The sequence below is a fragment of the Mitsuaria sp. CC2 genome (genome assembly GCF_048957715.1).
Taxonomy (GTDB): domain Bacteria; phylum Pseudomonadota; class Gammaproteobacteria; order Burkholderiales; family Burkholderiaceae_C; genus Roseateles.
Genome location: NZ_JARVXN010000013.1, coordinates 144,699 through 166,319 on the forward strand (window position 1 = coordinate 144,699; position 21,621 = coordinate 166,319).

The following is a 21,621-nucleotide window of genomic DNA, read 5'->3' on the forward strand; positions in this document are numbered from 1 at the left end:
CATGATCGAATCCACGCACACCGCCACCGTGCACCAAGCCGCCGCCGCCCCCGGGCCGGTCGGTCCGAGCGCCCCGGCGATCAAGCGCGGCGCGATGGTGCCCCGCGCCTGGGGCCAACGCCATCCGCCGGTCGAATCGCTGCCCGACGCCGACCCGCCCCAGGCCTGGGAAACTGCCGCCAAGAGCCGCCGCAATGCGCTCAAGCTGTCGATCCTCGGCGCCACGGCGCTGGCCACGGGCGTGCTCTGGGAGACGCATCGCGGATGGGCCTCGGACCCCTGGGCCTTCGCGCTGCAATGCGTGCACCTGGGTCTGTTCGCACTGCTGTTCGCCTGGGTCAGCGCCGGCTGCGTCACCGCGGTGATGGGCTTCTGGGTGATGCTGCGCGGTGACAGGCATGCCATCAGCATCAACGATGCGGGCAACGATCCGATCGGCGCCGACGCGCGCACCGCGCTCGTCATGCCGATCTGCAATGAGGACGTGACCAGCGTCTTCGCCGGGCTGCGCGCCAGCTGCGAGTCGCTCGCGGCCGCTGGCGCGCTGCGCCTGTTCGACGTCTACATCCTGTCGGACTCCAGCGATCCGGAGTGCCGCACGCAAGAGCTGGCCGCCTGGGCCGAGCTGCGCGCGCAGTTCGCCGGCCGCGGCCGCATCCACTACCGCTGGCGCCAGCGCCGCGTGAAGAAGAAGGCCGGCAACGTCGCCGACTTCTGCCGCCGCTGGGGCCGCAACTACCGCTACATGGTGGTGCTGGACGCCGACAGCGTGATGAGCGGCGACTGCCTGCTGGGCCTGGTGCGCCTGATGGAGAAGCATCCGCGCGCCGGCATCCTGCAGGCCGCCAACCAGGTCTGCGGCCACGACACGCCGCACGCCCGCGCGCAGCAGTTCGCCAGCCGCGTGACCGGCCGCCTGTTCGCCGCCGGCATGCAGTTCTGGCAGCTGGGCGAGGCCCATTACTGGGGCCACAACGCGATCATCCGCGTCGAGCCCTTCATGAAGCATTGCGCCCTGGCCCCGCTGCGCGGCAAGGACATCATGTCCCACGACTTCGTCGAGGCCGCGCTGATGCGCCGCGCCGGTTATCAGGTGTGGCTGGTGGCCGACCTGCCGGGCTCGTATGAACAGCAGCCGCCGCACCTGCTGGCCGAGCTGCAGCGCGACCGCCGCTGGTGCCAGGGCAACATCCAGAACGCCGGCCTGATCGCCGAGCCGGGCCTGCACGGCGTGCACCGCGCGATGCTGGTGACGGGCGCGCTGTCCTACCTGGCCGCGCCGCTGTGGCTGCTGTACGTCGGCCTGGGCGTGCTGCTCTGGAACGTCGGCGGCAACGAAGCCTTCCAGCCCTTCCTGGAAGACGGTTCGCTGGCCCCGGGCGTGGCCGCACTGTGGCTGGGCACGATCGGCATGCTGGTGCTGCCGCGCCTGCTGTCGGTGGCCGCGCTGATCCTGCGCGGCGAGCAGTCGCAGTACGGCGGTTCGCTGAAGCTGGTGGCCTCCTGCGCCACCGAAGCCGGCATGTCGCTGCTGCAGGCGCCGCTGCGGATGGTCGCCCACTCGATCTTCTGCGTGGTCGCGCTGACGGGCATCTCGCTGGACTGGAAGTCCCCGCCGCGGGCCGCCGAGGACGTGTCCTGGCGCGAAGCCTTCGCCGCCTATGGCCGCATCAGCGCGGTGACGCTGGTCGTCACGGCACTGATCGGCGCGCTGAGCCCGTCGACGCTGGTCTGGATCGCGCCGATCGCCCTGCCGCTGCTGCTGGCCGCGCCGATCACGGTGTTCACGAGCCGCTCCGGCCTGGGCGAGCGCATGCGCCGCGCCGGCCTGCTGGTGATCCCGGAGGAAAGCCACACGCCGACGGTGCTGCGCAACGCCTGGGCCTATGGTCGCCAGGAGCGCCATCTCCCCGGCTTCGCCGACCTGCTCGCGAGCCGCCGCCTGACCGCGCTGGCGGCCGAGGCGATGGGCCGTCGCGACGTCGGCCTGGGCAAGCGCGCCGAGGTGCGTGGGCATCGCATCAGCGAACTGACGGCGCAGCCGGGCGCGCTCGACACGATGTCGAATGCCGATCGCATGCGCTTCCTGAGCGAGCCGGGTCACCTGCTGCGCCTGGCGCAGCCGCTGCGCCCCTCGACGTTCACCGAAGTCCGCCCGGACCTGCGTCTGGCGGCCTGATCAGAGAAACGCTCCATCGGCCCGGGCACCCGTCGACGAGTCATGGCGGAGGCGCGGAGGCGCGGCGCCCGGGACCGGCGGTTGCGCTGCGCGTGCGGGAGGCCAGGCGCGGGCACTCCACGGTGCAGGGGGCATCCCTCCGGGAACCCCCAGCACCATTCCGGCCCCAGCAGCACTCGCGGTGTTCCCGTTTCGACCGCTACGTCGGATCCCGGTCGTAAGTTCTGACCTCCTCGGGCAATCGGACCCAGCCATGTTTGCGGCAGGTGTAGACGGAGTCCTGAGGCGCGGGGAAGGTCGGATCCGCGAAGGCGCCGACGGCGACACCGACCGAGCCTTCGACACCCTCCTCCGTGTGGAAGACGGTGCTCCCGCAGACGGGGCAGAAGTGGAAGCGGAATCGTGCGCCCTGATCGCCGGCGCGCACGAACTCGGTGGCGATGCCGACGACCTCGTAAGGCTCGGCAAAGGCCGACAGCGTCGCGAAGACACTGCCCGTGCGACGCTGGCACGCCAGGCAATGGCAGAGGCCGGTTCCCAACGGCTCTCCCTGCACCACGATCTTCAATTGGCCGCAACTGCACGAAGCGGTACGTGAAGCCATGCGATCACCTCCCTGGAGACCTACGTGGAGACCTACGTGGAGACCTACGTGGAGAGGACATGCTAAGCGCTGGCCCGGTGCGCCGGCTACAACTCTGAGACATCGTTGCCACATCGACATGAGCGGGCGTCCCCAGAGTGGGGGATGCGCGCGGGCCGGTGACTTGCCCTGGGATCGCCCGGTGCGGCGGGCCGGGCCGCTGCGGCTGGGCCTACAGGGCCCAGAGACGGGGCGCGGTGCCCTCCAGCCCCCACAAGACCTGACGCCAGGCCGACCAGCAACGGCGCAGCAGCAGCGAAACCGGCTCGACGACGGGTCCCAGGGCACGCACGACCAGCACGCCGTCCTGGGCCGGAGTGGCGCCGGCGGTGAGGCGCAGCGGATCGGCTTCGATCAATGCGCGAACGGCGTCCAGGGCCTGCTCGCGGCGGCCGCGTTCGATCGCGGCGCCGGCCGCGAACACCAGCGTGCCGAGGCAGCGGTGACCCGCCAGGCCCAGCTCGCCGTTCATCATCAGCGCGTCGCCGGCGTCGAGCAGGCCGCGTTCGAGCCAGACGCCCGGGATCTCCAGGTGTTGCTGGAAGCGTCCCGCGGCAAACGGCTGCCCCGCGCCGGGCAGGCCGAGCGCGGTGATGTCCCAGGCGAGGAGCTCCGCCGTCGGCGCGAGCGTGAACCGTGACTCGTTGAGCGCCTCGCAGCCGGGGTAGGCGATGGCCTCGAGCGGCAGCCATTCCAGGCGGGCGCGATCGCCCAGCGCCGCATGCACGCGCTGCGTGGCCAGCGAGCCTGTCGGACTGCGATAGAAGCGCGTCGCGCCCGGCGTGGTGACGAGCGCATGAGCGCCCTCGCCCACCGTCACCCCGATGTCCAGCGTGTCGCCGCCGACCAGCCCGCTGGGCGGATGCACCAGCACGCTGTGGCAGATCGCGTCGCCTTCGGGATAGAGGCTCTTCAGCAGCCGCAACGGCCCTTCATGTTCGTGGCTGACGACGCAGCGTCCTCGTTCAGTCCGGTAATCGGCGCGCAGCCGCGCCAGCCATTGCTTCTCAGGGACATCCATCATTTCGGCAGTGTCACCCAGGCGTAGTCCAGCCAGTTGTCGGCACGGTGCACCGCCTTCACGCCCTGCCGCACCGCCCACGGCGCGGCTTGGCGATGCAAGGGGATCACATGGATCTGCTCGCGGTATTCCTGCAGCGCGGCGCGTATCAGCTGTTCGCGCTTGACCGGATCGGCTTCCGTCGACGAAGCGCCCGCCAGTTGATCGAACTTAGGATGCTTCGATCGGCCGTAGTTGTAGTAGCCGGCGCCGGAGGACTTGTCGTCGCTGCGGTAGACCGGCGTCAGGATGGTCTCCGCGTCGGTGATCGCGCCGCCCCAGCCCATCAGGTAGAGGCTGGTCTCGTAGCGCTCCAGCTTGGGGAAGTAGAGGACGCGCGGCATCGCGTTGACCTTCACCTTCACCTTGATCTGCGCCCACATCGACGCCAGTGCGAGGCAGATCGCCTCGTCGTTGACGTAGCGGTTGTTGGGGCAGTCCAGCGTCACCTCGAAGCCCTCGGGATATCCGGCGTCGGCCATGGCCTTGCGCGCGGCGGCGAGGTCGAAGGGCAGGCGCGTCTCCAGCGCCGCATCGTTGAAGGCGCCGAGCGGCGACGGCGTCAGCCCGCCCGTGGGCTGCGACAGCCCGCTCATCAGGCGCTTGTGGATGGCGTCGATGTCGACGGCCTGATACATCGCGCGCCGCACGCGCAGGTCCTGGAACGGGTTCTTGCCGTTGGGCGCGCGGCCGTAGACCAGCGTGTCGCGCGCCTGGTCCATGCCGACGAAGATCAGGCGGTTCTCCAGCCCCTCGATGACCTGCACGCCGGGCGTCGCGCGCAGCCGCGGCACGTCGCGCGGCGCCGGATCGAGCAGCAGGTCGACCTCGCCCGACACCAGCGCGGCCAGCCGGGTCGCGTCGTTCGAGATCGGCGTGAACTGCACTTCCTGCACATTGCCCTCGAAGCGCCCCCACCAGTTGGGATTGCGCTTGTAGACGGTGCGGATGCCGGGCTGGCGGCGGACCAGCATGAAGGGGCCGGTGCCGTTCATGTTGAAGCCGGCGAAGCTTTCCTCGTTGTCCTTGAAGCTGAGCGGCTTCGTCACCTTGTGCAGCTCGCTCCAGGACTTGCTCATGATGAAGAGCAGGTCCAGGTGCTGCAGGAAGATCGGGTTGAAGCGCGGCTGGGTGATCTCGACGGTGAGGTCGTCGATCTTGCGCGCGGTGCCCACGGCGTTGGCGTAGACCGCGACCTGCGAGGTCGGTGCCTTGGCGCGCTGCAGCGAGTACACGACGTCGTCGGCGGTGAACGCGGAGCCGTCGTGGAACTTGACGTTGGGGCGCAGCTTGAAGCGCCAGACGAGCGGGCTGACCTGGGTCCATTCGGTGGCAAGACCCGGCACGATGTTGAGCTGGCGGTCGCGGGCGGTGAGCCGCTCGTAGACCTGCGAGTTCATGCCGTTGGTCAGGCTCTCGTTCTGCGAATGCGGGTCCATCGTCTGCGCGTCGCCCTGGCTGGCCCAGCGCAAGGTCTGCGCGTGGGCCGCGGGCGCGCCGCCGAGAGATCCTCCGCCCACGCCGGCGCACAGCGCCAGCAGCATGAGCCTTCGTGTCATCCCGCGCTCCCCGACGTCGTGTGATGTCGGGGAGTGTAGGGAGCGCAGGCTCAGCGGGAGGTCGGGGTCTTTCCGGACGGCCTTTGGTTCGCCGGCCTCCGGTTGGAATCGAACAACCAGGGATTCGACGCAACGATGCGGTCCAGCATCCGTCGCTTGGCCTCGGCGACAAAATCGAACGGCTTGGTGGATTTGTACATAGATGGACTCCTTCAGGGGTCAGGGAAAGCTCTCCCGAGGGCGCGCATCACGATGCCAGCGTCACTTTGCCGGCGCCTGCCAGAGTTCGTCGAGCCGCTGGAAGCCCCAGGTGGCCGGATCCTCGCGGCCGATGATGCGATCGCCGGCGCTGGCCGACGACAGGTCCAGCACCTGCGTCGGAATCGGCATCTGCGACTTGGTCGAATAGAACACCCGCACCCGCGGCGCCGTCAGCGCCGTGGCGTTCTGCTCCAGCACCACCGCCAGCCGGCCCGACTGCAGCTTCACCAGCGTCCCCACCGGATAGATGCCCACGCACTTCACGAAGGCCTGGAACACCCGCGGATCGAAATGCCCGGTCCACTGCGCCATCCGCGCCAGCGAGGAGGCCGGATCCCAAGCGTTCTTGTAGGGCCGGTTCGAGGTGATCGCGTCGTACACGTCGCACACCGCGCCCATGCGCGACAGCAGGCTGATCTGCTCGCCCGCCAGCTTCCCCGGATAGCCCGTGCCGTCCATCTTCTCGTGATGCCGCAGCGCCACGTCCAGCGCCGCCTCGGGGACCGAGGTGCCTTCCTTGAGCATCTCGAAACCGCGCGTCGGGTGGTCGCGCATGATCGCGAACTCGTCGTCGGTCAGCGCGCCCGGCTTGTTCAGCACGTCGAGCGGCATCATCATCTTGCCCACGTCGTGCAGCAGCCCCGCCAGCCCGGCCTCGCGCGTCTGGGCTTCGTCCAGGCCCATCTGCCGGGCCAGCGACACCATCAGCGCGCACACCGCCACCGAGTGCATGTAGGTGTAGTCGTCCTTGGTCTTGAGCCGCGCCAGGCTGATCAGCGCCGACGGATTGCGGACCACCGAGCTCGCCACCTCCTCCACGAGGGGCAGGCATTGCTCGGCGTCGATCGCCTTGCCCAAGCGGGCCTCGCCGAACAGGTTCATCACGGCTCGCTTGGACCGCTGCATCACCTGCGTGGCGCGTTCAAGCTCCTCGCCCATCGAAGCGGGCGCGGTGCTCAACTCCAATCGAGGCGACGCCGCCACCGCCGCCGGCGCGGCAGACACCTCCGCGGTCGCAGGCGCAGGCGCGGACACGGCCACAGGCGCCGGCGCGGCAGCCGGCGGCGCGAGGACGGCCTTGGGCGCCTCGGGCGCGTCGACGTCCAGACCCTTGGACGCGTCGATCCAGCAGAACGGCACGCCGCTGGCCTTCAGCGCCTTCACATCCTCGGGATCGGTGAGGACGAATTTCGTCTTCCAGAAGGGGTGGGACAGCCACGAGCCTTCCATCCCTTGCAGATACATGCCCAGCTTCACCTGGGCCGTGGGGATCTTCTTCAGCATGACTGGCGTTTTCGTCCAGGACAACACAGTATGGCGCCCTCCTCGGCGCACGCACAGTCAGATCAACCATGAAAAAACCGCCCCGGGGGGGCGGTTTGGCTACTTCTCTTCGCTGGGCCCGAGGACGGCACACAGCCTGCCACGGATCAGCGGAACCGCGATTGCGGGACTGTACGTAGTTCGGAAGGCAAACCTGCCAAATACTGCGACAGAAGCTTCAGTTCAGCGTGACTGAATTGCTTGACCTGCCCCGCCATCACCGCGTTGGTGCGTCCGTGATAGGGCTTGCCCTCGATCTGGTAGGACTTCAGGGCGACGTAAAGATAGTCGGCGTGCTGGCCAGCGATCTTCGGGTAGGTGCCGTCGATGGGCTTGCTGAAGTTGGCGCCATGACAGCTCGCGCAGACGCCCTTGTCGAGCAGCTTCTTGACGTCGGCCGGCGCCTCCACTGTCGCGGGCACCGGCTCGACCTTGGCCAGGCCGGCGTAATACTCCGAGATCTCCGTGACGTCGCGGTCCGACAGCGGCAGCGCGATGCCGCGCATCGTCGGGTGCTTGCGGTCGCCCTTGGCGTAGGAGGTCAGCGCCGAGGCGATGTACTTGGCGTTCTGGCCCGCGATCATCGGCACCTTGTGCACCTCGGGGAAGGTGGCCTGGTAGCCGGGGATGCCGTGGCAGCCGATGCACATGGCCACCTTGGCCTGGATGTTGGCCTGGGGGCCAGGTGTTGCGGCCCCTGTCGTGGCCCCTGTTGCGGCGCCTGTCGCGCCAGGGTTGGACGTCGACGGCGCTTGTCCCGGCGCAGGCGACGAAGGAGCGTTGGACTGAGCGGCTACAACAAACGCACTTCCGGCCAGCATCAACGCGAGGGAGATCTGCAGTTGTCTTCTCATGGTCCCGATCTTCTAGGATTTGGGGCGGCGCGATTATAGGGGGGGCCCTATATACTGGTTTTCACCCCTGCGCTAGAGAAGCCGCTCATGAAATTCCAAGGTTCCCAGGACTACGTCGCCACGCCCGACCTGATGCTGGCGGTGAACGCGGCCATCACGCTGACGCGGCCGCTGCTGGTCAAGGGCGAACCGGGCACCGGCAAGACGCTGCTGGCCGAGGAGGTCGCCAAGGCCCTGGGGCTGCCGCTGCTGCAGTGGCACGTGAAGAGCACCACCAAGGCCCAGCAGGGCCTGTACGAGTACGACGCGGTCAGTCGCCTGCGCGACAGCCAGCTGGGCGACGACAAGGTGCGCGACATCGCCAACTACATCGTCAAGGGCACGCTGTGGGAGGCGTTCGCGTCGGACACGCCGGTGGCGCTGCTGATCGACGAGATCGACAAGGCCGACATCGAGTTCCCCAACGACCTGCTGCGCGAGCTCGACCGGATGGAGTTCTACGTCTACGAGACGCGCGAGTGGGTCCGGGCCAAGCACCGGCCGCTGGTGTTCATCACCTCCAACAATGAGAAGGAACTGCCGGACGCCTTCCTGCGCCGCTGCTTCTTCCACTACATCAAGTTCCCCGAGGCCGACACGATGCAAGCCATCGTCGACGTCCACTTCCCCGGCTTGAAGAAGGACCTGCTGGCCGCCGCGCTGAAGACCTTCTACGACGTGCGCAAGCTGCCGGGGCTGAAGAAGAAGCCCTCGACCTCGGAACTGATCGACTGGCTCAAGCTGCTGCTGGCCGAGGACATCCCGCTGGAAGCGCTGCAGACGCAGGACGACAAGGTCGCGATCCCGCCGCTGGTGGGCGCGCTGCTGAAGAACGAGCAGGACCTGACCCTGTTCGAGAAACTCGTCTACATGCAGAGCCGCAACCGTTGACCGCCGCCCGTACGATCCCGTCATGAGTCAAGACTTCAACACCGCCTGGCGCGCCGCGCTGGCCGATGCGCTCGGGTTCGTCGGCGGCGGCGTGATCGGGCTGCTGGCCGGTCGCGCGCTGGGCTGGGAATTCATCGGCGAGCCCGGCTGGGGACCGACGCAGATCCTGGGCCTGCTGACCATCCTCGTCGGCATGGGCGCCTGCCGATGGGCGCTGCGCCGGCTGCTGCTCGGCGGCAGGGGCTGACTCGCCGCCCCGTCGACACCCTCCTGGCCGTCCACCGCCTTTCTCTTCTCCTCGAAACGCCGGCCGAGGGTCGGCCCGCGCCATGACCGCACCCCACCCCTTCACCGCGCCGGTCACGCTGACCGGCCCGCATGCGCGGCTTGAGCCGCTGTCGCAGGACCACCGCGCGGCGCTGGTCGACGCGGTCGCCGACGGCGAACTCTGGAAACTCTGGTACACGAGCGTGCCCGCGCCCGATCGCATGGGCGCCGAGATCGACCGCCGGCTGGGCCTGCGCGACGCGGGCGCGATGAACCCGTTCACCGTCTTCGACGCCCAGGGCCGCGTCGCCGGGATGACGACCTTCATGAACATCGACGCGGCCAACCGCCGCGTCGAGATCGGCTCCACCTGGACCCGCGCGTCCAGCCAGCGCAGCGGGCTGAACACGCAGTGCAAGCTCCTGCTGCTGAAGCATGCCTTCGAGACGCTGGACTGCATCGCGGTGGAGTTCCGCACCCATCGCCTGAACACGCAGAGCCGCCGCGCGATCGAGCGCCTGGGCGCGCAGCTCGACGGCGTCCTGCGCTCGCACATGCTGATGCCCAGCGGCCTGCCGCGCGACACCGCCGTCTACAGCATCACCGCGGCCGAATGGCCGACCATCCAGACCCACCTGCAGTGGTTGATCGACAAACCCCGGAGCGCCTGATGGCCACCTCGAAGAAGAAACAGACTCGCGAAGCCAAGCCCTTCGACGTCGACGCGCTGTGGGCGCTGGACAGACTGGGCGCGCCCAGCCTCTCGCCGGACGGCGCGCAAGCCGTCGTGCCGGTCACGCGTTACGACATGGCGAAGAACAAGGGCGCCACCTCGCTGTGGCTGCTGTCGACGCTGGGCGGCGAGCCGCGCGCGCTGACCGCCACCGGCGAGAAGGATGGGCAGCCACGCTGGAGCCCGGCCGGCGACCTGGTGGCCTTCGTCGCGCGCCGCGAGCAGGAGGACGACAAGGACGAAGCGCCGCAGCTCTACGTGATCCCGCCCGACGGCGGCGAGGGCCGCCGCGTGACGAAGCTGCCGTTCGGTGTCGAGTCCTTCAAGTGGTTCCCCGACGGCCAACGCATCGCCTTCGTGTCGTGGGTCGATCCGGGCCTCAAAGGCCAGGCCGCGCAGGCCGAGCGCCGCAAGGCGGACAAGGACCGCAAGGAATCGGCCTATGTGACCGAGGAAGGCTTCTACCGTTTCTGGGACCACTCGCTGCCGATGAACCGCGTGCCGCATCTGCACGTGCTCGACGTGGCCAGCGGCGAAGTCCGCGATCTGTTCGAGGGCACCGACTTCGAGCTCAGCCGCGCGGAACCCGATGCCGACACCTTCGACATCTCGCCGGACGGCCGTCGCATCGTGTTCAGCTTCGATCCGTATACGCCCAAGACCCTGGAGCATCGCCACGCGCTGGCCGAGATCGACGTGCGCACCGGCCGCGCGCAGGTGCTGCTGCAGGAGCCCGGCTGGGACCTGACCGCGCCGGTCTACAGCCATGCTGGCCAGCACATCGCCTTCATTGCCCGCCACTGGGGACTGAAGCACACGATGCCGCGCAACCTGGCCGTGCTCGACACGCACGGCAACTGGGCCGTGCTGTCCGAGGAATGGGACCAGGACGTCGCCGCCCCGCTGCGCTGGGACGAGGACGACCTGGGCGTGATCTTCTGCGCCGAGGACCAGGGCCGCCGCCACCTGTACCGCTTCGACGTGAAGACGCTGCACGCGTTCCCGCTGTGCGAGGGCGGCCATGTCGGCGCCTTCGCGCTCGAAGCCGGCACGCTGGTCGTGCTGCACGACAGCGCGTCCTTCCCGCCGCAGGTGTCCGTCGTCGACCGCGAGGGCGACGCGGAAGAGCAGGTGCTGCATCGCCTCGAATCCTTCAACGACGCGGCGCTGGCGTCCCTGCGCTTCGGTGAAGTGGAGGAACTCTGGTTCGAGGGCGCGCTCGGCGACCTGGTCCAGATGTGGCTCTACTACCCGCCCGGCTTCGATCCGAAGAAGAAGACGAAAGCGCCGCTGATGCAGCTGATCCACGGCGGTCCGCATACGGCGATGGGCGACAGCTGGCACTGGCGCTGGAACCACCAGGCGATGGCGGCGCAAGGCTACGTCGTCGCCTGCGTGAACTACCACGGCTCTTCAAGCTTCGGAAACCGCTTCTCGGACTCGATCAACGGGCACTGGGCCGAGCTGGAACTGCAGGACATCGAGATCGCGACCGACCTGCTGCTCAAGCAGCCGTGGGCGGATCCGAAACGGGTCTTCGCCACCGGCGGCAGCTACGGCGGCTACATGGTGGCGTGGATGAACGGCCATGTGCCGGCCGGCCGTTACCAGGCCTACGTCTGCCACGCCGGGTGCTTCGACTGGGCGGCGATGTTCGCGTCGGACGCCTACCTGTGGACCAGCAAGGAGCTCGGCACCCCGTACTGGAAGGACCCCGCCAAGGTCGCCGCGCAGAACCCGATGGCCCACGCGCAGAACTTCAACACGCCGACGCTGGTCATCCACGGTCAGCTCGACTACCGCGTCCCCGACGCCCAGGGCCTGGCGTACTACAACACGCTGAAGACGCAGGGCATCGACGCCCGCCTGGTGTGGTTCCCGGATGAGAACCATTGGGTCACGAAGCCGCGCAACTCCAAGCTCTGGTACGGCGAGTTCTTCGATTGGCTCAAGCGTCACGACACGGCCGGCTCGAGGCGCGGCGCGAAGAAGAAGCGCGCCTGAGCCACCAGCTCAGCAGGAGCAGACCCGCCGCAGCCATGGCGTAAGTCGAGGGCTCCGGTACCGCCGGCGGCGGCATCTCCGTCGCGCGCGGCGGCAAGGTGAACAGCGGCGGCGTGGGCATGAAGGACGGCGGCGGCCCCGCGGATGGCGGAGCGAACGAGAGCGGTGGACTCGCGAACGATCCCGGCGGCACCGCCGGGACGCCGGTCAACAGCGACGGCGGCAAGGTCGTCAAGAATGGCCCGGCCTCCGGGACCGGCGTCGGCGCGCCGGCACCCGGCGGATCGAACGGCAGTTCGCCTTCGCCCGGCGGCGGCACGGGTCCGCCTCCGCCGCCCGGCACCCGCGCAATGCGGCTCACGTTGCGACACACCGTCGGCACCATCACGCAGGCCGTGCCCTCGCAATACACCAATGCGCGCTCGCGCTGCTCATCCGACCAGCGATCGCGGCTCACGCTCGCGCAGACGCGCCCCTGGCCGAAATGCATGTCGCGGATCGTTGGCTCATACCCGGCGTCGCCCGCGATGCGATCACGCGAGATCTCCACGATGTCGTCGTAGTCGTGCGCCCGCATCCGCGCCTTCAGGCGCTCGCGCACGTCCGGCGCGATGTCCTTGTAGCGATCGACCGCCGCGGGCACATCCCCCATGAAGCTGTCGTGCCCCGGCCGGTCCCATGAACAGGCGGCAGGCGCGGCAGCGCGCGCCGGCGCATGGGCGAGGAGCGCCCCAGCCGCAAGGGCGGCCAGCAGGTACTGCAGTCGTGACATGGGAGGGCAGCGGCCCCGCAGGACCTCGTCGAAGTTGGACCCACCCTCCATTGGCAAGTCCTGGACCCGGGGACAGGCCTTGCCTCATCCGTACTGCGTATGGCTCCTACACCTCGTCCCAATCCAGATCGCCGCACAGGACGCGCAGGCGACCGTCCTGCCAGTAGGCGACCGAGACCGTCACACACATCCTGGCCCCATGCAGGCTGAGGTAGGGACGCGTGGTCTGGATCTCGCCGACCGTCTCGACAGCACGACGGAAGTACGGTCGACGCGCCCAGCGCGCATCGCCCGCACGCTCCATCGGCAGGAAGCGCGGATCGATCGCGGCGGGACCGGAGGCCGGCACCGCCCGGACGCCGATCTCACGACCGTCGTCATCGAGCAGGTAGCACATCTGCGCGCCGTCCAGCCGGAGGAAGGATTCGCAGGCCTCGGCCAGCGGCCGGCCCTGCTGCACCGCCTGCAAGGACAACGCCAGCGCCGTGCGGAACGGCGTCAGCCGGTCGAGGTGGTCGCGCCGCAGTTGCGCCTGGCGCTCGTTGAACAGGCTCCACACGTCCTCGAGCGCGGACACGCCGTCGCCGTCCCGCAGGAAGGGCGCCGGATGCCCGAACGCGAAGCCCTGCACCAGATCCACGTCCGCATCCATCGCGAGCTGCGCATCCTCGACGGTCTCGATGCCCTCCAGCAGGACCAGCGATCCGCATTCATGCAGCAGCGCGACCATCTGCGAGAGCACCCGCGCCATGCGCCGCGAGCCGCGCGAGCGCATGAGCAGCGACCGGTCCAGCTTGACGATCTCCGGCCGGATCCGCCAGATGCGGTCGAAGTTCGAATGCCCCACGCCGAAGTCGTCCAGGGCCAGCAGGCAGCCGGTGGCGCGCGCAGCCTCGACCGCCTCCTCGAAGCTGTCGTCCCGGGCCATCACGGCCTCGGTGACCTCGAAGACGAGCCGGTGCGTGGGCAGGCCCAGCTGATGCACGACCTCGACGGCGCGCGCCAGCATGCGCACCTGCAGCGCCGCATGCATGAAGACGGCCGGATGGATGTTCAGGAAGAGCCAGCAGTCCGGCTGGCGCTGGGCGACGAAGTTGTGCACGTGCAGCAGCCGGCACAGGCGGTCCAGCCAGATCTGCTGCTCGAAGTTGCCGACGCCCTCGAAGGCGGTGACCGGCGCGATGGGACGACCGCGTTCGTCCTCGACCCGGATCAGGCCCTCGTAGCCGACCGGCCGGCGGTGCGGATAGCTGTAGACCGGCTGGAATGCGCTGGTCAGCCGATAGTTCTGGAAGCTGCCGACCCAGCGCCCGCGTTCCTCGCCGATGGCGCCATACAGCGCCTCCAGCATGCCTTCGACCTCGGCGTTGTCGTCGCCGCTGCCTGTCCCGTGATCCATTCGCCCGACCCCAACGTTGGAGGCTTCGCGGTCCCGCGACCGCGGAGCCGTGTTTGGCGCCGATGCTACGCCTGCGGCCCGCCGGGCGGCATGGATAATGCCCTGATGCCCCGGAGTCTAGGGGGAGGCCCATGCTGATCCAGTTCTTCTACACGCTGCGCGCCGCCAAGCTGCCCGTCTCCGTCAAGGAGTACTTGACCCTGCTCGAAGCGATGAAGGCCGGCGTGCTCGACGACACCGACGTCGGCGGCAGCGGCCCGACGGTCGACAAGTTCTATGCGCTCGCCCGGACCTCGCTGGTCAAGGACGAGGCGCTGTTCGACAAGTTCGACCGCGCGTTCGCCGCCTATTTCAAGGGCGTGGAACTGATGGGCGACCTGTTCAAGGCGCTGCCGCAAGAATGGCTGACGAATCAGCTCGAACGCGAACTGACGCCCGAGCAACTCGCGCAGCTGAAGGCGCTGGATTGGGACGAGCTGATGGACACGCTGCGCCAGCGTCTGGAAGAGCAGCAGGAACGCCACGAAGGCGGCAGCCGCTGGATCGGCACGGGCGGCACCAGCCCGTTCGGCAACGGCGGCGCGAACCCGCGTGGCGTCCGCATCGGCGGTCCGGGCGGCCAGCGCAGCGCGGTCAAGGTCTGGGACCAGCGCGCCTACAAGGACTACGACGACACCATCGAGCTGGGCACCCGCAACATCAAGGTCGCCCTGCGCCGGCTGCGCCGTTTCGCGCGCGAAGGTTCGGAGCTGGAACTCGACCTGGACGACACCATCCACAAGACGGCGGCCAACGCGGGCATGCTCGACATCCGCATGATCCCGGAGCGCCACAACAAGGTGAAGCTGCTGCTGCTGATGGACGTCGGCGGCACGATGGACGAACACGTGCATCGCGTGGAGGAGCTGTTCTCCGCGGTGAAGAGCGAGTTCAAGCACCTGGAGTTCTTCTACTTCCACAACTGCGTCTACGACTTCGTGTGGAAGAACAACCGGCGCCGCTTCGCCGAGAAGACCTCGACCTGGGACCTGATCCACAAGTACAACCGCGATTACAAACTCATCTTTGTCGGCGACGCCACGATGAGTCCCTATGAAATCCTCCAGCCCGGCGGCAGCGTCGAGTACAACAACGAGGAAGCCGGCGCCGAATGGCTGCAGCGGCTGACGACCCATTTCAACAAGCACGTCTGGATCAATCCCGAACCGGCCGGGGTCTGGCAGTACCGCCAGAGCATCTCGCTGATCCAGCAGTTGATGCAGCAACGCATGATGCCGCTCACCATGGGCGGCCTCGAACAGGCGATGCGCGTGCTCAACCGATGACGGCGACGATCCTGACGACTTCGACGATCGCCACGATGGCGACCCTTCCGGTGACTCGATGGCTGCGGCGCGCGCCGGCGGTCCTGGCGATGATCGCGGCGCTGGCGCTGCTGGGCGGCTGCTCGCTGCTGCCCGCCGAGCGCAAGGCACAGGTGAAGGTGGCCGCGACCGAAGAGGCGGACGCGAACAACCCCTACGTGACCAGCACGCGCAAGATCTCGGCTTATGAGCTGACGATCGTGGCGCCGCCCGAACTGCGCTCGCTGCTGCTGGAACATCTGGACCTGGCGCGCTTCCGCGACACGCCGGAGGACATGCGCCTGACCGCCGGCGAACTGCGCCGGCTGGCCGCCGTCGCGCCCGAACAGGCGACCAAGCTGCTGGAGACCGCCGGCTACTTCAACGCCAAGGTCCGGACCGAGGAAGTGGGCGACCTGTCCGACGGCGTCCGCAACCTGCGATTGATCGTCGACACCGGCCCGCGCGCGCTGGTCCGCCAGATGGACCTGCGCATCGAAGGTCCGCTGAAGACCGCCACCGAGCGTGGCGACAAGCTCGCCACGGCGCTGGACCGCACGCTGACGCAGAGCTGGCTGCTCCCGCCGCAGACGGGGTTCAGCCAGGGCGACTGGGCCGCGGCGAAGAATGCGCTGCTGACGCGGACGCGGGCGCAGGGTTATCCGCTCGCCCGGATGACGCACAGCGAGGCCGTCGTCCAGGCCGACGACAACCAGGTCGACATCGTCGTGACGCTGGAGAGCGGGCCGCTGTTCACGCTCGGCGAGCTGACCGTCGAGGGCCTGAAGCACCAGCCCGAGGAAAGCGTGCGCCGGCTGGCCGGCTACCAGTTGCACCAGCCCTACAACGAGAAGCTGCTGCTGGACTTCCAGGAGCGCCTGGTGGGCACGCAGCTCTTCGACAGCGCCAGCGTCGAGATCGCGCCCGAGAGCGTCACGCCGCCGCCCGGCGCCGAGACGGTCGAGGTGCCGGTGACCGTGAAGATCCGCGAGGCCGCACGCCAGCAGGTGGTGCTGGGCGTCGGTTACCGGACCGTCGACGGCCCGAGCGCCAGCGTCGAATACACGCATCGCAAGCCTTTCGGCCTGAACATCCGCGAGCGCAGCAAGCTGGAGCTGTCGCGCGTGCGCCAGGCGCTGGACACGGAAATCAGCTCCCACCCGCAGCCCAACATGCAGCGCAGCCTGGCGCTGGTGAAGGTGGAGCGCATCGACGACAACGACCAGGTCAACCTCAACCTCAGCACGCGCTTCGGTTACGCGAAGGAGACCGAACCCGAGGACCGGCTGACCTTCGTCGAGGTGATCCGCGCCTGGGAGCACAAGCCCGATATCCCGACGACGGTGGCCGGCGCGGTGTCGCTGAACCAGCAGATGACATGGCGCCGGCTGGACTCGCGCGTGCTGCCGACCAGGGGCTGGAGCGCCACCGCCACCGTCGGCGGCGGCTGGGCCGACAGCTCTTCGGAGAAGAACGGGCCGTTCGCGCGGGCCATCGGCAAGATCTACTGGTACTCGCCGCTGTCGGGGCGCTGGCTGTTCTCGACGCGGCTCGAAGGCGGTCAGATCCTGGCCAAGGGCAAGCTGGGCCTGCCCGAGGCGCTGCGCTTCCGCACCGGCGGCGACGACAGCGTGCGCGGCTACGGCTACAACGACCTGGGACCGGTGAACTCCACCGGCGCCCAGACCGGCGGGCGCGTGATGCTCAACGGCAGCGTCGAGGTCTCGCATCCACTCACCCCGCGCATCCCGCAGCTGATGGGCGCCGTGTTCATCGACGCCGGCCAGGCCGCGCAGACCTGGGGCGACTACCACCCCGCCTGGGCCTACGGTACCGGCCTGCGCTACCGCAGCCCGGTCGGCGTGCTGCGTTTCGACTTCGCCAAGGGCAACCTGGTCGACAAGTGGCGCCTGCATTTCAGCGTCGGCATCAACCTGTAATCCGATGAGCGACCCGCGCGACGATCTCCCCTCGCCCGCAGCCACGGACGCCGCGCCCGCCGGCGCGCCCCTGCCGCCGTCCGGCCCGGCCGCCCCGGGTGCGGCCCCGTCGGACGCCTCGCCACGCCGCCGGCGTCGCGGTCGCGGCCTGCTGTGGGTGGTGCTGGCGATCCCTGTGCTCGTCGGTCTTGTTGCCCTGGCGCTGACCTGGGCGCTGAAGACTGAAGGCGGCACGGCCTACGTGCTCGCGAAGGTGCCCGGCCTGTCGCTGGAGAACGCGCGCGGCCGCCTGCTGGGCGACTTCGACGTCGACCGCGCCGAGCTGGTCCTGCCCGGCACCGAGGACCGCATCGTCCTCGAACAGCTGCAATGGCGGAACGTGCGGCTGGTCTGGAACCGGTCGCCGCTGTTGTGGGGCGAGGTCCGGGCCGACCGGCTGGCCATCGCGCGACTGCGGGTCCAGGTGGCGCCCAGCGCGTCGACCGAACCGGCCAAGCCGCCGCCCAGCCTGCTGTCGCCGGTCGCCATCACGATCGCGGACCTGGAGATCGGCGAAGTCTTCGCCCCCGGCCTCGCGCAGCCGCTGCGCGGCCTGCGCGGCAGCGCGTCGCTGGGCGCCGACGGCGGCAGGCAGCATGCACTCACCGTCAAGTCGCTGAGCTGGCAACAGCTGACCCTCGCCGGCCAGGCCAGCATCGCGACGCAGGAAGACCTGAAGCTCACCAGCCGCTGGACGCTGAGCCAGCCGAGCGGCGAGCTGCCCTGGACCGCGCCCTTCCAGCTCGACGGTCCGATCGCGGACCTGACGCTGAAGGGCTCCCTCGAGGCGGCGAAGCAGCGGCTGCAGGTACAGGCCCGCCTGCAGGCGTTCGCGCCCTTCCCCGTTGCGCAGCTGGAGACGCAGGCGAAGGACCTGGACCTCGCCGCGCTGCTGCCCGGCACCGACGGCGTGCCGCACACCGGCTTGAGCGGCAAGGTCACGATGACGCCGAACGCGGACAGGTCGCTCAGCGTCAAGGCGGACCTGGACAACAGCGCCGCCGGCCGCCTCGACCAGGACCGTCTGCCGCTGCGCCAGCTGCAGCTGGACCTGCTGCTGGATCCGTCGAACTGGACCCGGCTGCGCCTGCCGCGTCTGGACGCGCTGCTGCCCGGCGGGGGCCGGGTGCAGGCCGTGGGCCAGACCAGCCAGTCCGACGGCAGCGTGCTGACGCTGAAGCTGACCGGCCTCGACAGCCGCCAGATCGACGCCCGATGGCCGCTGGTCCAGGCGCGCGGCGAACTCAAGCTCCACACCAAGGCGAGCATCGCGGCGGCGTCGGCGGACCAGGCGCTGCAGGTCGAGGGCGACCTCGCCGGCCAGCTCGGACAAGGGAAGCTGCAAGCGCCCTTGTCCGTCGCCTTGTCCGCCGAACTGCGCACGCAATCGGTCGCCGTGCAGCGTCTGCAGGCGCGCTCCGGCCCCGCCACGCTGAACGCCGAAGGCGAGTTCACGCTGAATGAGGCGCTCGACTTCGCGTCCGGCTGGAAGACGCGCGTGGAGGCCTCGGTGCAGGGCCTGGATCCGCGCCGCCTCAGCCCCGAACCACTGCCCGCCGGCGCGGCGCCGCAGGCGCTCAACGGCCGGTTGAAGGCCGCGCTCCAGTCGGTGCGCGGCAGCCTCTGGCCGCAAGGCAAAGCCGATCTCGACCTGCAGCCCAGCGCGTGGCAGGGCCTGCCGCTCAGCGGCCAGATCCGCTACAGCCGCACCGGCACGGCGGCGCCGGACCTGCTGGCCGACCTGCGACTCGCCGACGCGACGCTGCAGGCGCGCAGCAGCATCAACGCCGCGGCGCGCCGGGAGCAGGTCGATCTGTCGATCAACGTGAACGCCCCCAAGCTCGCCAGCCTGCAGCCGATGCTGCGCGCGCAGTTCCCGCAGGCGACCCTCGTCGGCAGTGCCCAGGCGCAGGCGACCGTCGTGCTGATCCAGCCCGGCGCGCGTCAGGCACAGTACGGCAGCGACGGCAAATGGCAATTGCAGGGCTTGGGGCTCTCCGGCGTGCCGGGCCTGCCGGCCAATTCCGGCAGCCGGCCGGCGCTGCAGCTGAACAACGCCTCGGGCCAATGGACGCTGTCCAGCCTCAAGGACGCGAAGCTGGCGTGGACCACGCAGCTGCGCAACCTGCGGCTGCCACAGCAGAGCACGCGACTCGACGACCTGCAGCTGGAACTCTCCGGCACTTGGGCGCAGCACCGCTTGACGGTCACGACGCAGGGCCAGGTGCCGCTGCCACCGGTGCTGACGCAGCCGGCGCCGACCAAGGTCGTCGCCCGGGCCCAGGCGGCCAGCGCGAACGGTTCGGCACTGGCGCAGACAGTGCCGCTGGATCCGCAGGGCGCGCGTGCGCGACTCGCGCTCGACGGCGCGCTGGAAGCGGATCCGCTGCAGGCCTGGCGCCAGGGCGCGTCGTGGCAGGCACGAGGACTGACGCTGGCGCTGGAAGCCAGCCAGCAGCCCACGCCGCTGCTGAAGGCAGGGCCTCTGACGTTCGCACTCCGGCTGGATCCGGGACTGGCACCTCGCCAGGCGACGCTGGCGCCGGCACGGATGGAGCTGCTCGGCGCCGGCATCCGCTGGGACCGGATGACGTGGCAGCGTTCCAGCCAGCCGAACCTGCCCTCCGGCGAGTGGGACGTGCAGGCGGTGCTGGAACCGCTGGCCGCCGCGCCCGTGCTGACCAAGCTGCAGCCCGACTTCGGCTGGGGCGGCGACCTGCAGATCGAGGGCCGCTTCAAGTCGCGCCGCGATACGCGCGGCCTGACGGTGGACGCGATGATCGAGCGCACCAAAGGCGACCTGACCGTCACCGACGAAGTGAGCACGCAGCGGCTGGCGCTCACCGATCTGCGCCTGGGTGTCCTCGCCGACCAGGGCGTGTGGCACCTGGTGCAGGGCGTGGCCGGCGAGAACATGGGCGCCATCGGCGGCGCGGTCACCTTCCGCACCGCCGGCGCCCATGCGCTGCCGACGCCGGGCGCCAAGCTCGAAGGTGGCATCGAGGCCAAGGTCGACAACATGGGCAACTGGGGCCCGTGGCTGCCGGCCGGGTGGCGCCTGGGCGGCAGCCTCGCGGCGACGCTGAACTTCGGCGGCACGCTGGGCGCGCCGGAGGTCCGCGGCCAGGCCGGCGCGCAGAAGCTGTCCCTGCGCAATCCGTTGATGGGCGTGGACATGCAGCAGGGCGAGCTGGCGCTGACGATGAGCGGGCGCGAGGCCAAGCTCGAGAAGTTCACGGCCCGCGCCGGCAACGGCACGATCAACATGGACGGCACGCTGCGCTTCGGCGCACAGCCGAGCGCGGAGCTGTCGCTGAAGGCGGACACCTTCGCCCTGCTGCAGCGGGTGGACCGGCGCGTCGTTGCGACCGGCGCCGCGCAGCTCAAGGCCACCGCGCAGCTGCTGGACCTGAAGGGGCAGTTCGTCGTCGTCGAGGGCTTGTTCGACTTCTCGCGCGGCGACGCGCCGCAGCTCGACAGCGACGTGCAGGTGGTGCGCCAGAACGCGCCGCCGAAGGCCGTGGACGGCAGCGGCAAGCCGATGCGGTTGAAGCTCGACCTGGACCTGGACCTCGGCCGGCGGCTGCAGCTCAAGGGCTACGGCATCGACACGCAGCTGCGCGGCCTGCTGCACCTGGTGCAGGACGGTCAGCCGCGGCCGCAGATGACCGGCGAGGTCCGCAGCGAGGGCGGCACCTTCAACGCCTACGGCCAGAAGCTGGTGGTCGAACGCGGCATCTTCAGCTTCGTCGGGCCGCTGGACAACCCGCGGCTGGACGTGCTCGCCATCCGGCCGGACATGGAGAACGAAGCGGTGCGGGTCGGCGTGACGGTCACCGGCACGGCCAACAGCCCGCGGATCAAGCTCTATTCCGAACCCGACCTGAGCGAGACCAGCAAGCTGTCCTGGCTGGTGCTGGGACGCGCGCCGGACAACCTGGGCCGGAGCGACACCGCGCTGATGCAGCGCGCCGCGATGGCGCTGATCAGCGGCGACGGCGAGAGCGCCAGCGACAAGCTGATCCACAACATCGGCCTGGACGAACTGTCCTTCAGCGGCGAGGGCGACGACGCCCGCGGCACGGTGGTGCGACTGGGCAAGCAGGTCAGCCGCAACGTCTTCGTCGCCTATGAGCGCGGCCTGAACGCGACCACGGGTTCCTGGCAGGTCATCTACAAGCTGGCGCAGCGGTTCACGTTGCGGGCGCAGGCCAACGAGTACCAGCAGGGCCTGGACGTCATCTGGCAGTGGAAGTGGGAGTAGCGGACGCGGACGCGCGTTCTTCCATGCGAGAATCCGGCGCTTTCGCGGACC

16 protein-coding genes are annotated in these 21,621 nt (G+C 69.4%); 8 read left to right on the forward strand and 8 right to left on the reverse strand.

Going from position 1 to position 21,621, the window contains the following annotated elements; all coding sequences use genetic code 11:
* The first annotated feature begins 1 nt into the window (after window position 1).
* Window positions 2-2,179 carry a glucans biosynthesis glucosyltransferase MdoH gene (mdoH, locus tag PV762_RS08345; RefSeq protein ID WP_421034570.1) on the forward strand — a complete coding sequence of 726 codons (2,178 nt, stop codon included), beginning with the start codon at window positions 2-4 and terminating at the stop codon, window positions 2,177-2,179.
* 199 nt (window positions 2,180-2,378) lie between these two features.
* On the opposite strand, the gene PV762_RS08350 is transcribed toward mdoH, so the two are convergent.
* From PV762_RS08350 to PV762_RS08375, 6 genes are all read right to left on the reverse strand, one after another.
* The gene (locus tag PV762_RS08350; RefSeq protein ID WP_421034571.1) at window positions 2,379-2,783 is read right to left on the reverse strand and encodes a GFA family protein; all 405 of its coding nucleotides are present in this window, start codon (window positions 2,781-2,783) and stop codon (window positions 2,379-2,381) included.
* Between the two features lie 211 nt (window positions 2,784-2,994).
* The gene (locus tag PV762_RS08355) at window positions 2,995-3,843 is read right to left on the reverse strand and encodes an urease accessory protein UreD (RefSeq protein ID WP_421034828.1); all 849 of its coding nucleotides are present in this window, start codon (window positions 3,841-3,843) and stop codon (window positions 2,995-2,997) included.
* Window positions 3,843-5,441, reverse strand: coding sequence for an ABC transporter substrate-binding protein (locus PV762_RS08360; RefSeq protein WP_421034572.1), 1,599 nt, complete (start codon window positions 5,439-5,441; stop codon window positions 3,843-3,845). The genes PV762_RS08355 and PV762_RS08360 overlap by 1 nt, the downstream gene beginning before the upstream one ends.
* Window positions 5,442-5,491: 50 nt before the next feature.
* Entirely contained in the window at window positions 5,492-5,641 is a 150-nt protein-coding gene (locus PV762_RS08365) for a hypothetical protein (protein WP_421034573.1), read from the reverse strand.
* Window positions 5,642-5,702: 61 nt separating this feature from the next.
* A complete protein-coding gene (locus PV762_RS08370; protein ID WP_421034574.1) occupies window positions 5,703-6,986 on the reverse strand; it encodes an HD-GYP domain-containing protein in 1,284 nt (427 codons plus the stop codon).
* Window positions 6,987-7,132: 146 nt separating this feature from the next.
* Window positions 7,133-7,879 carry a c-type cytochrome gene (locus PV762_RS08375; RefSeq protein ID WP_421034575.1) on the reverse strand — a complete coding sequence of 249 codons (747 nt, stop codon included), beginning with the start codon at window positions 7,877-7,879 and terminating at the stop codon, window positions 7,133-7,135.
* Between the two features lie 87 nt (window positions 7,880-7,966).
* Here PV762_RS08375 and PV762_RS08380 point away from each other — a divergent pair, with 87 nt between their 5' ends.
* The 4 genes from PV762_RS08380 (at window position 7,967) to PV762_RS08395 (ending at window position 11,813) form a co-directional block, all read left to right on the forward strand.
* Window positions 7,967-8,809 carry an AAA family ATPase gene (locus tag PV762_RS08380; protein WP_088406056.1) on the forward strand — a complete coding sequence of 281 codons (843 nt, stop codon included), beginning with the start codon at window positions 7,967-7,969 and terminating at the stop codon, window positions 8,807-8,809.
* 22 nt (window positions 8,810-8,831) lie between these two features.
* A complete protein-coding gene (locus PV762_RS08385; RefSeq protein ID WP_421034576.1) occupies window positions 8,832-9,056 on the forward strand; it encodes a hypothetical protein in 225 nt (74 codons plus the stop codon).
* An 82-nt stretch (window positions 9,057-9,138) separates the two neighbouring features.
* Window positions 9,139-9,747, forward strand: coding sequence for a GNAT family N-acetyltransferase (locus tag PV762_RS08390; RefSeq protein ID WP_421034577.1), 609 nt, complete (start codon window positions 9,139-9,141; stop codon window positions 9,745-9,747).
* On the forward strand, window positions 9,747-11,813 hold the full coding sequence (locus tag PV762_RS08395) for a S9 family peptidase (RefSeq protein ID WP_421034578.1): 2,067 nt from the start codon (window positions 9,747-9,749) through the stop codon (window positions 11,811-11,813). The genes PV762_RS08390 and PV762_RS08395 overlap by 1 nt, the downstream gene beginning before the upstream one ends.
* On the opposite strand, the gene PV762_RS08400 is transcribed toward PV762_RS08395, so the two are convergent.
* Window positions 11,758-12,585 (reverse strand): MHFG family PEP-CTERM protein, encoded by an 828-nt coding sequence (locus PV762_RS08400; RefSeq protein ID WP_421034579.1) that lies wholly within the window; start codon window positions 12,583-12,585, stop codon window positions 11,758-11,760. The genes PV762_RS08395 and PV762_RS08400 overlap by 56 nt on opposite strands.
* A 106-nt stretch (window positions 12,586-12,691) precedes the next feature.
* A complete protein-coding gene (locus PV762_RS08405) occupies window positions 12,692-13,984 on the reverse strand; it encodes an EAL domain-containing protein (protein ID WP_421034580.1) in 1,293 nt (430 codons plus the stop codon).
* Between the two features lie 131 nt (window positions 13,985-14,115).
* Between PV762_RS08405 and PV762_RS08410 the strand changes: the two genes are divergently transcribed.
* The 3 genes from PV762_RS08410 to PV762_RS08420 are packed head-to-tail and all read left to right on the forward strand — an operon-like array spanning window position 14,116 to window position 21,570.
* Window positions 14,116-15,309, forward strand: coding sequence for a vWA domain-containing protein (locus PV762_RS08410; protein WP_421034581.1), 1,194 nt, complete (start codon window positions 14,116-14,118; stop codon window positions 15,307-15,309).
* A gap of 35 nt (window positions 15,310-15,344) precedes the next feature.
* Window positions 15,345-17,267 carry an autotransporter assembly complex protein TamA gene (locus PV762_RS08415; RefSeq protein ID WP_421034582.1) on the forward strand — a complete coding sequence of 641 codons (1,923 nt, stop codon included), beginning with the start codon at window positions 15,345-15,347 and terminating at the stop codon, window positions 17,265-17,267.
* A 4-nt stretch (window positions 17,268-17,271) separates the two neighbouring features.
* Window positions 17,272-21,570, forward strand: a complete 4,299-nt coding sequence (locus tag PV762_RS08420; protein ID WP_421034583.1) for a translocation/assembly module TamB domain-containing protein — start codon at window positions 17,272-17,274, stop codon at window positions 21,568-21,570.
* The last annotated feature ends 51 nt before the right edge of the window (window positions 21,571-21,621 follow it).

Bases quoted from the DNA above. Each gene is read 5' to 3' on its own strand.
- PV762_RS08405 (WP_421034580.1), bottom strand. From the start codon at position 13,984: ATGGATCACGGGACAGGCAGCGGCGACGACAACGCCGAGGTCGAAGGC.
- PV762_RS08395 (WP_421034578.1), top strand. From the start codon at position 9,747: ATGGCCACCTCGAAGAAGAAACAGACTCGCGAAGCCAAGCCCTTCGAC.
- PV762_RS08370 (WP_421034574.1), bottom strand. From the start codon at position 6,986: ATGCTGAAGAAGATCCCCACGGCCCAGGTGAAGCTGGGCATGTATCTG.
- mdoH (WP_421034570.1), top strand. From the start codon at position 2: ATGATCGAATCCACGCACACCGCCACCGTGCACCAAGCCGCCGCCGCC.
- PV762_RS08350 (WP_421034571.1), bottom strand. From the start codon at position 2,783: ATGGCTTCACGTACCGCTTCGTGCAGTTGCGGCCAATTGAAGATCGTG.
- PV762_RS08400 (WP_421034579.1), bottom strand. From the start codon at position 12,585: ATGTCACGACTGCAGTACCTGCTGGCCGCCCTTGCGGCTGGGGCGCTC.
- PV762_RS08420 (WP_421034583.1), top strand. From the start codon at position 17,272: ATGAGCGACCCGCGCGACGATCTCCCCTCGCCCGCAGCCACGGACGCC.
- PV762_RS08415 (WP_421034582.1), top strand. From the start codon at position 15,345: ATGGCGACCCTTCCGGTGACTCGATGGCTGCGGCGCGCGCCGGCGGTC.
- PV762_RS08390 (WP_421034577.1), top strand. From the start codon at position 9,139: ATGACCGCACCCCACCCCTTCACCGCGCCGGTCACGCTGACCGGCCCG.
- PV762_RS08365 (WP_421034573.1), bottom strand. From the start codon at position 5,641: ATGTACAAATCCACCAAGCCGTTCGATTTTGTCGCCGAGGCCAAGCGA.
- PV762_RS08410 (WP_421034581.1), top strand. From the start codon at position 14,116: ATGCTGATCCAGTTCTTCTACACGCTGCGCGCCGCCAAGCTGCCCGTC.
- PV762_RS08380 (WP_088406056.1), top strand. From the start codon at position 7,967: ATGAAATTCCAAGGTTCCCAGGACTACGTCGCCACGCCCGACCTGATG.
- PV762_RS08375 (WP_421034575.1), bottom strand. From the start codon at position 7,879: ATGAGAAGACAACTGCAGATCTCCCTCGCGTTGATGCTGGCCGGAAGT.
- PV762_RS08385 (WP_421034576.1), top strand. From the start codon at position 8,832: ATGAGTCAAGACTTCAACACCGCCTGGCGCGCCGCGCTGGCCGATGCG.
- PV762_RS08360 (WP_421034572.1), bottom strand. From the start codon at position 5,441: ATGACACGAAGGCTCATGCTGCTGGCGCTGTGCGCCGGCGTGGGCGGA.
- PV762_RS08355 (WP_421034828.1), bottom strand. From the start codon at position 3,843: ATGGATGTCCCTGAGAAGCAATGGCTGGCGCGGCTGCGCGCCGATTAC.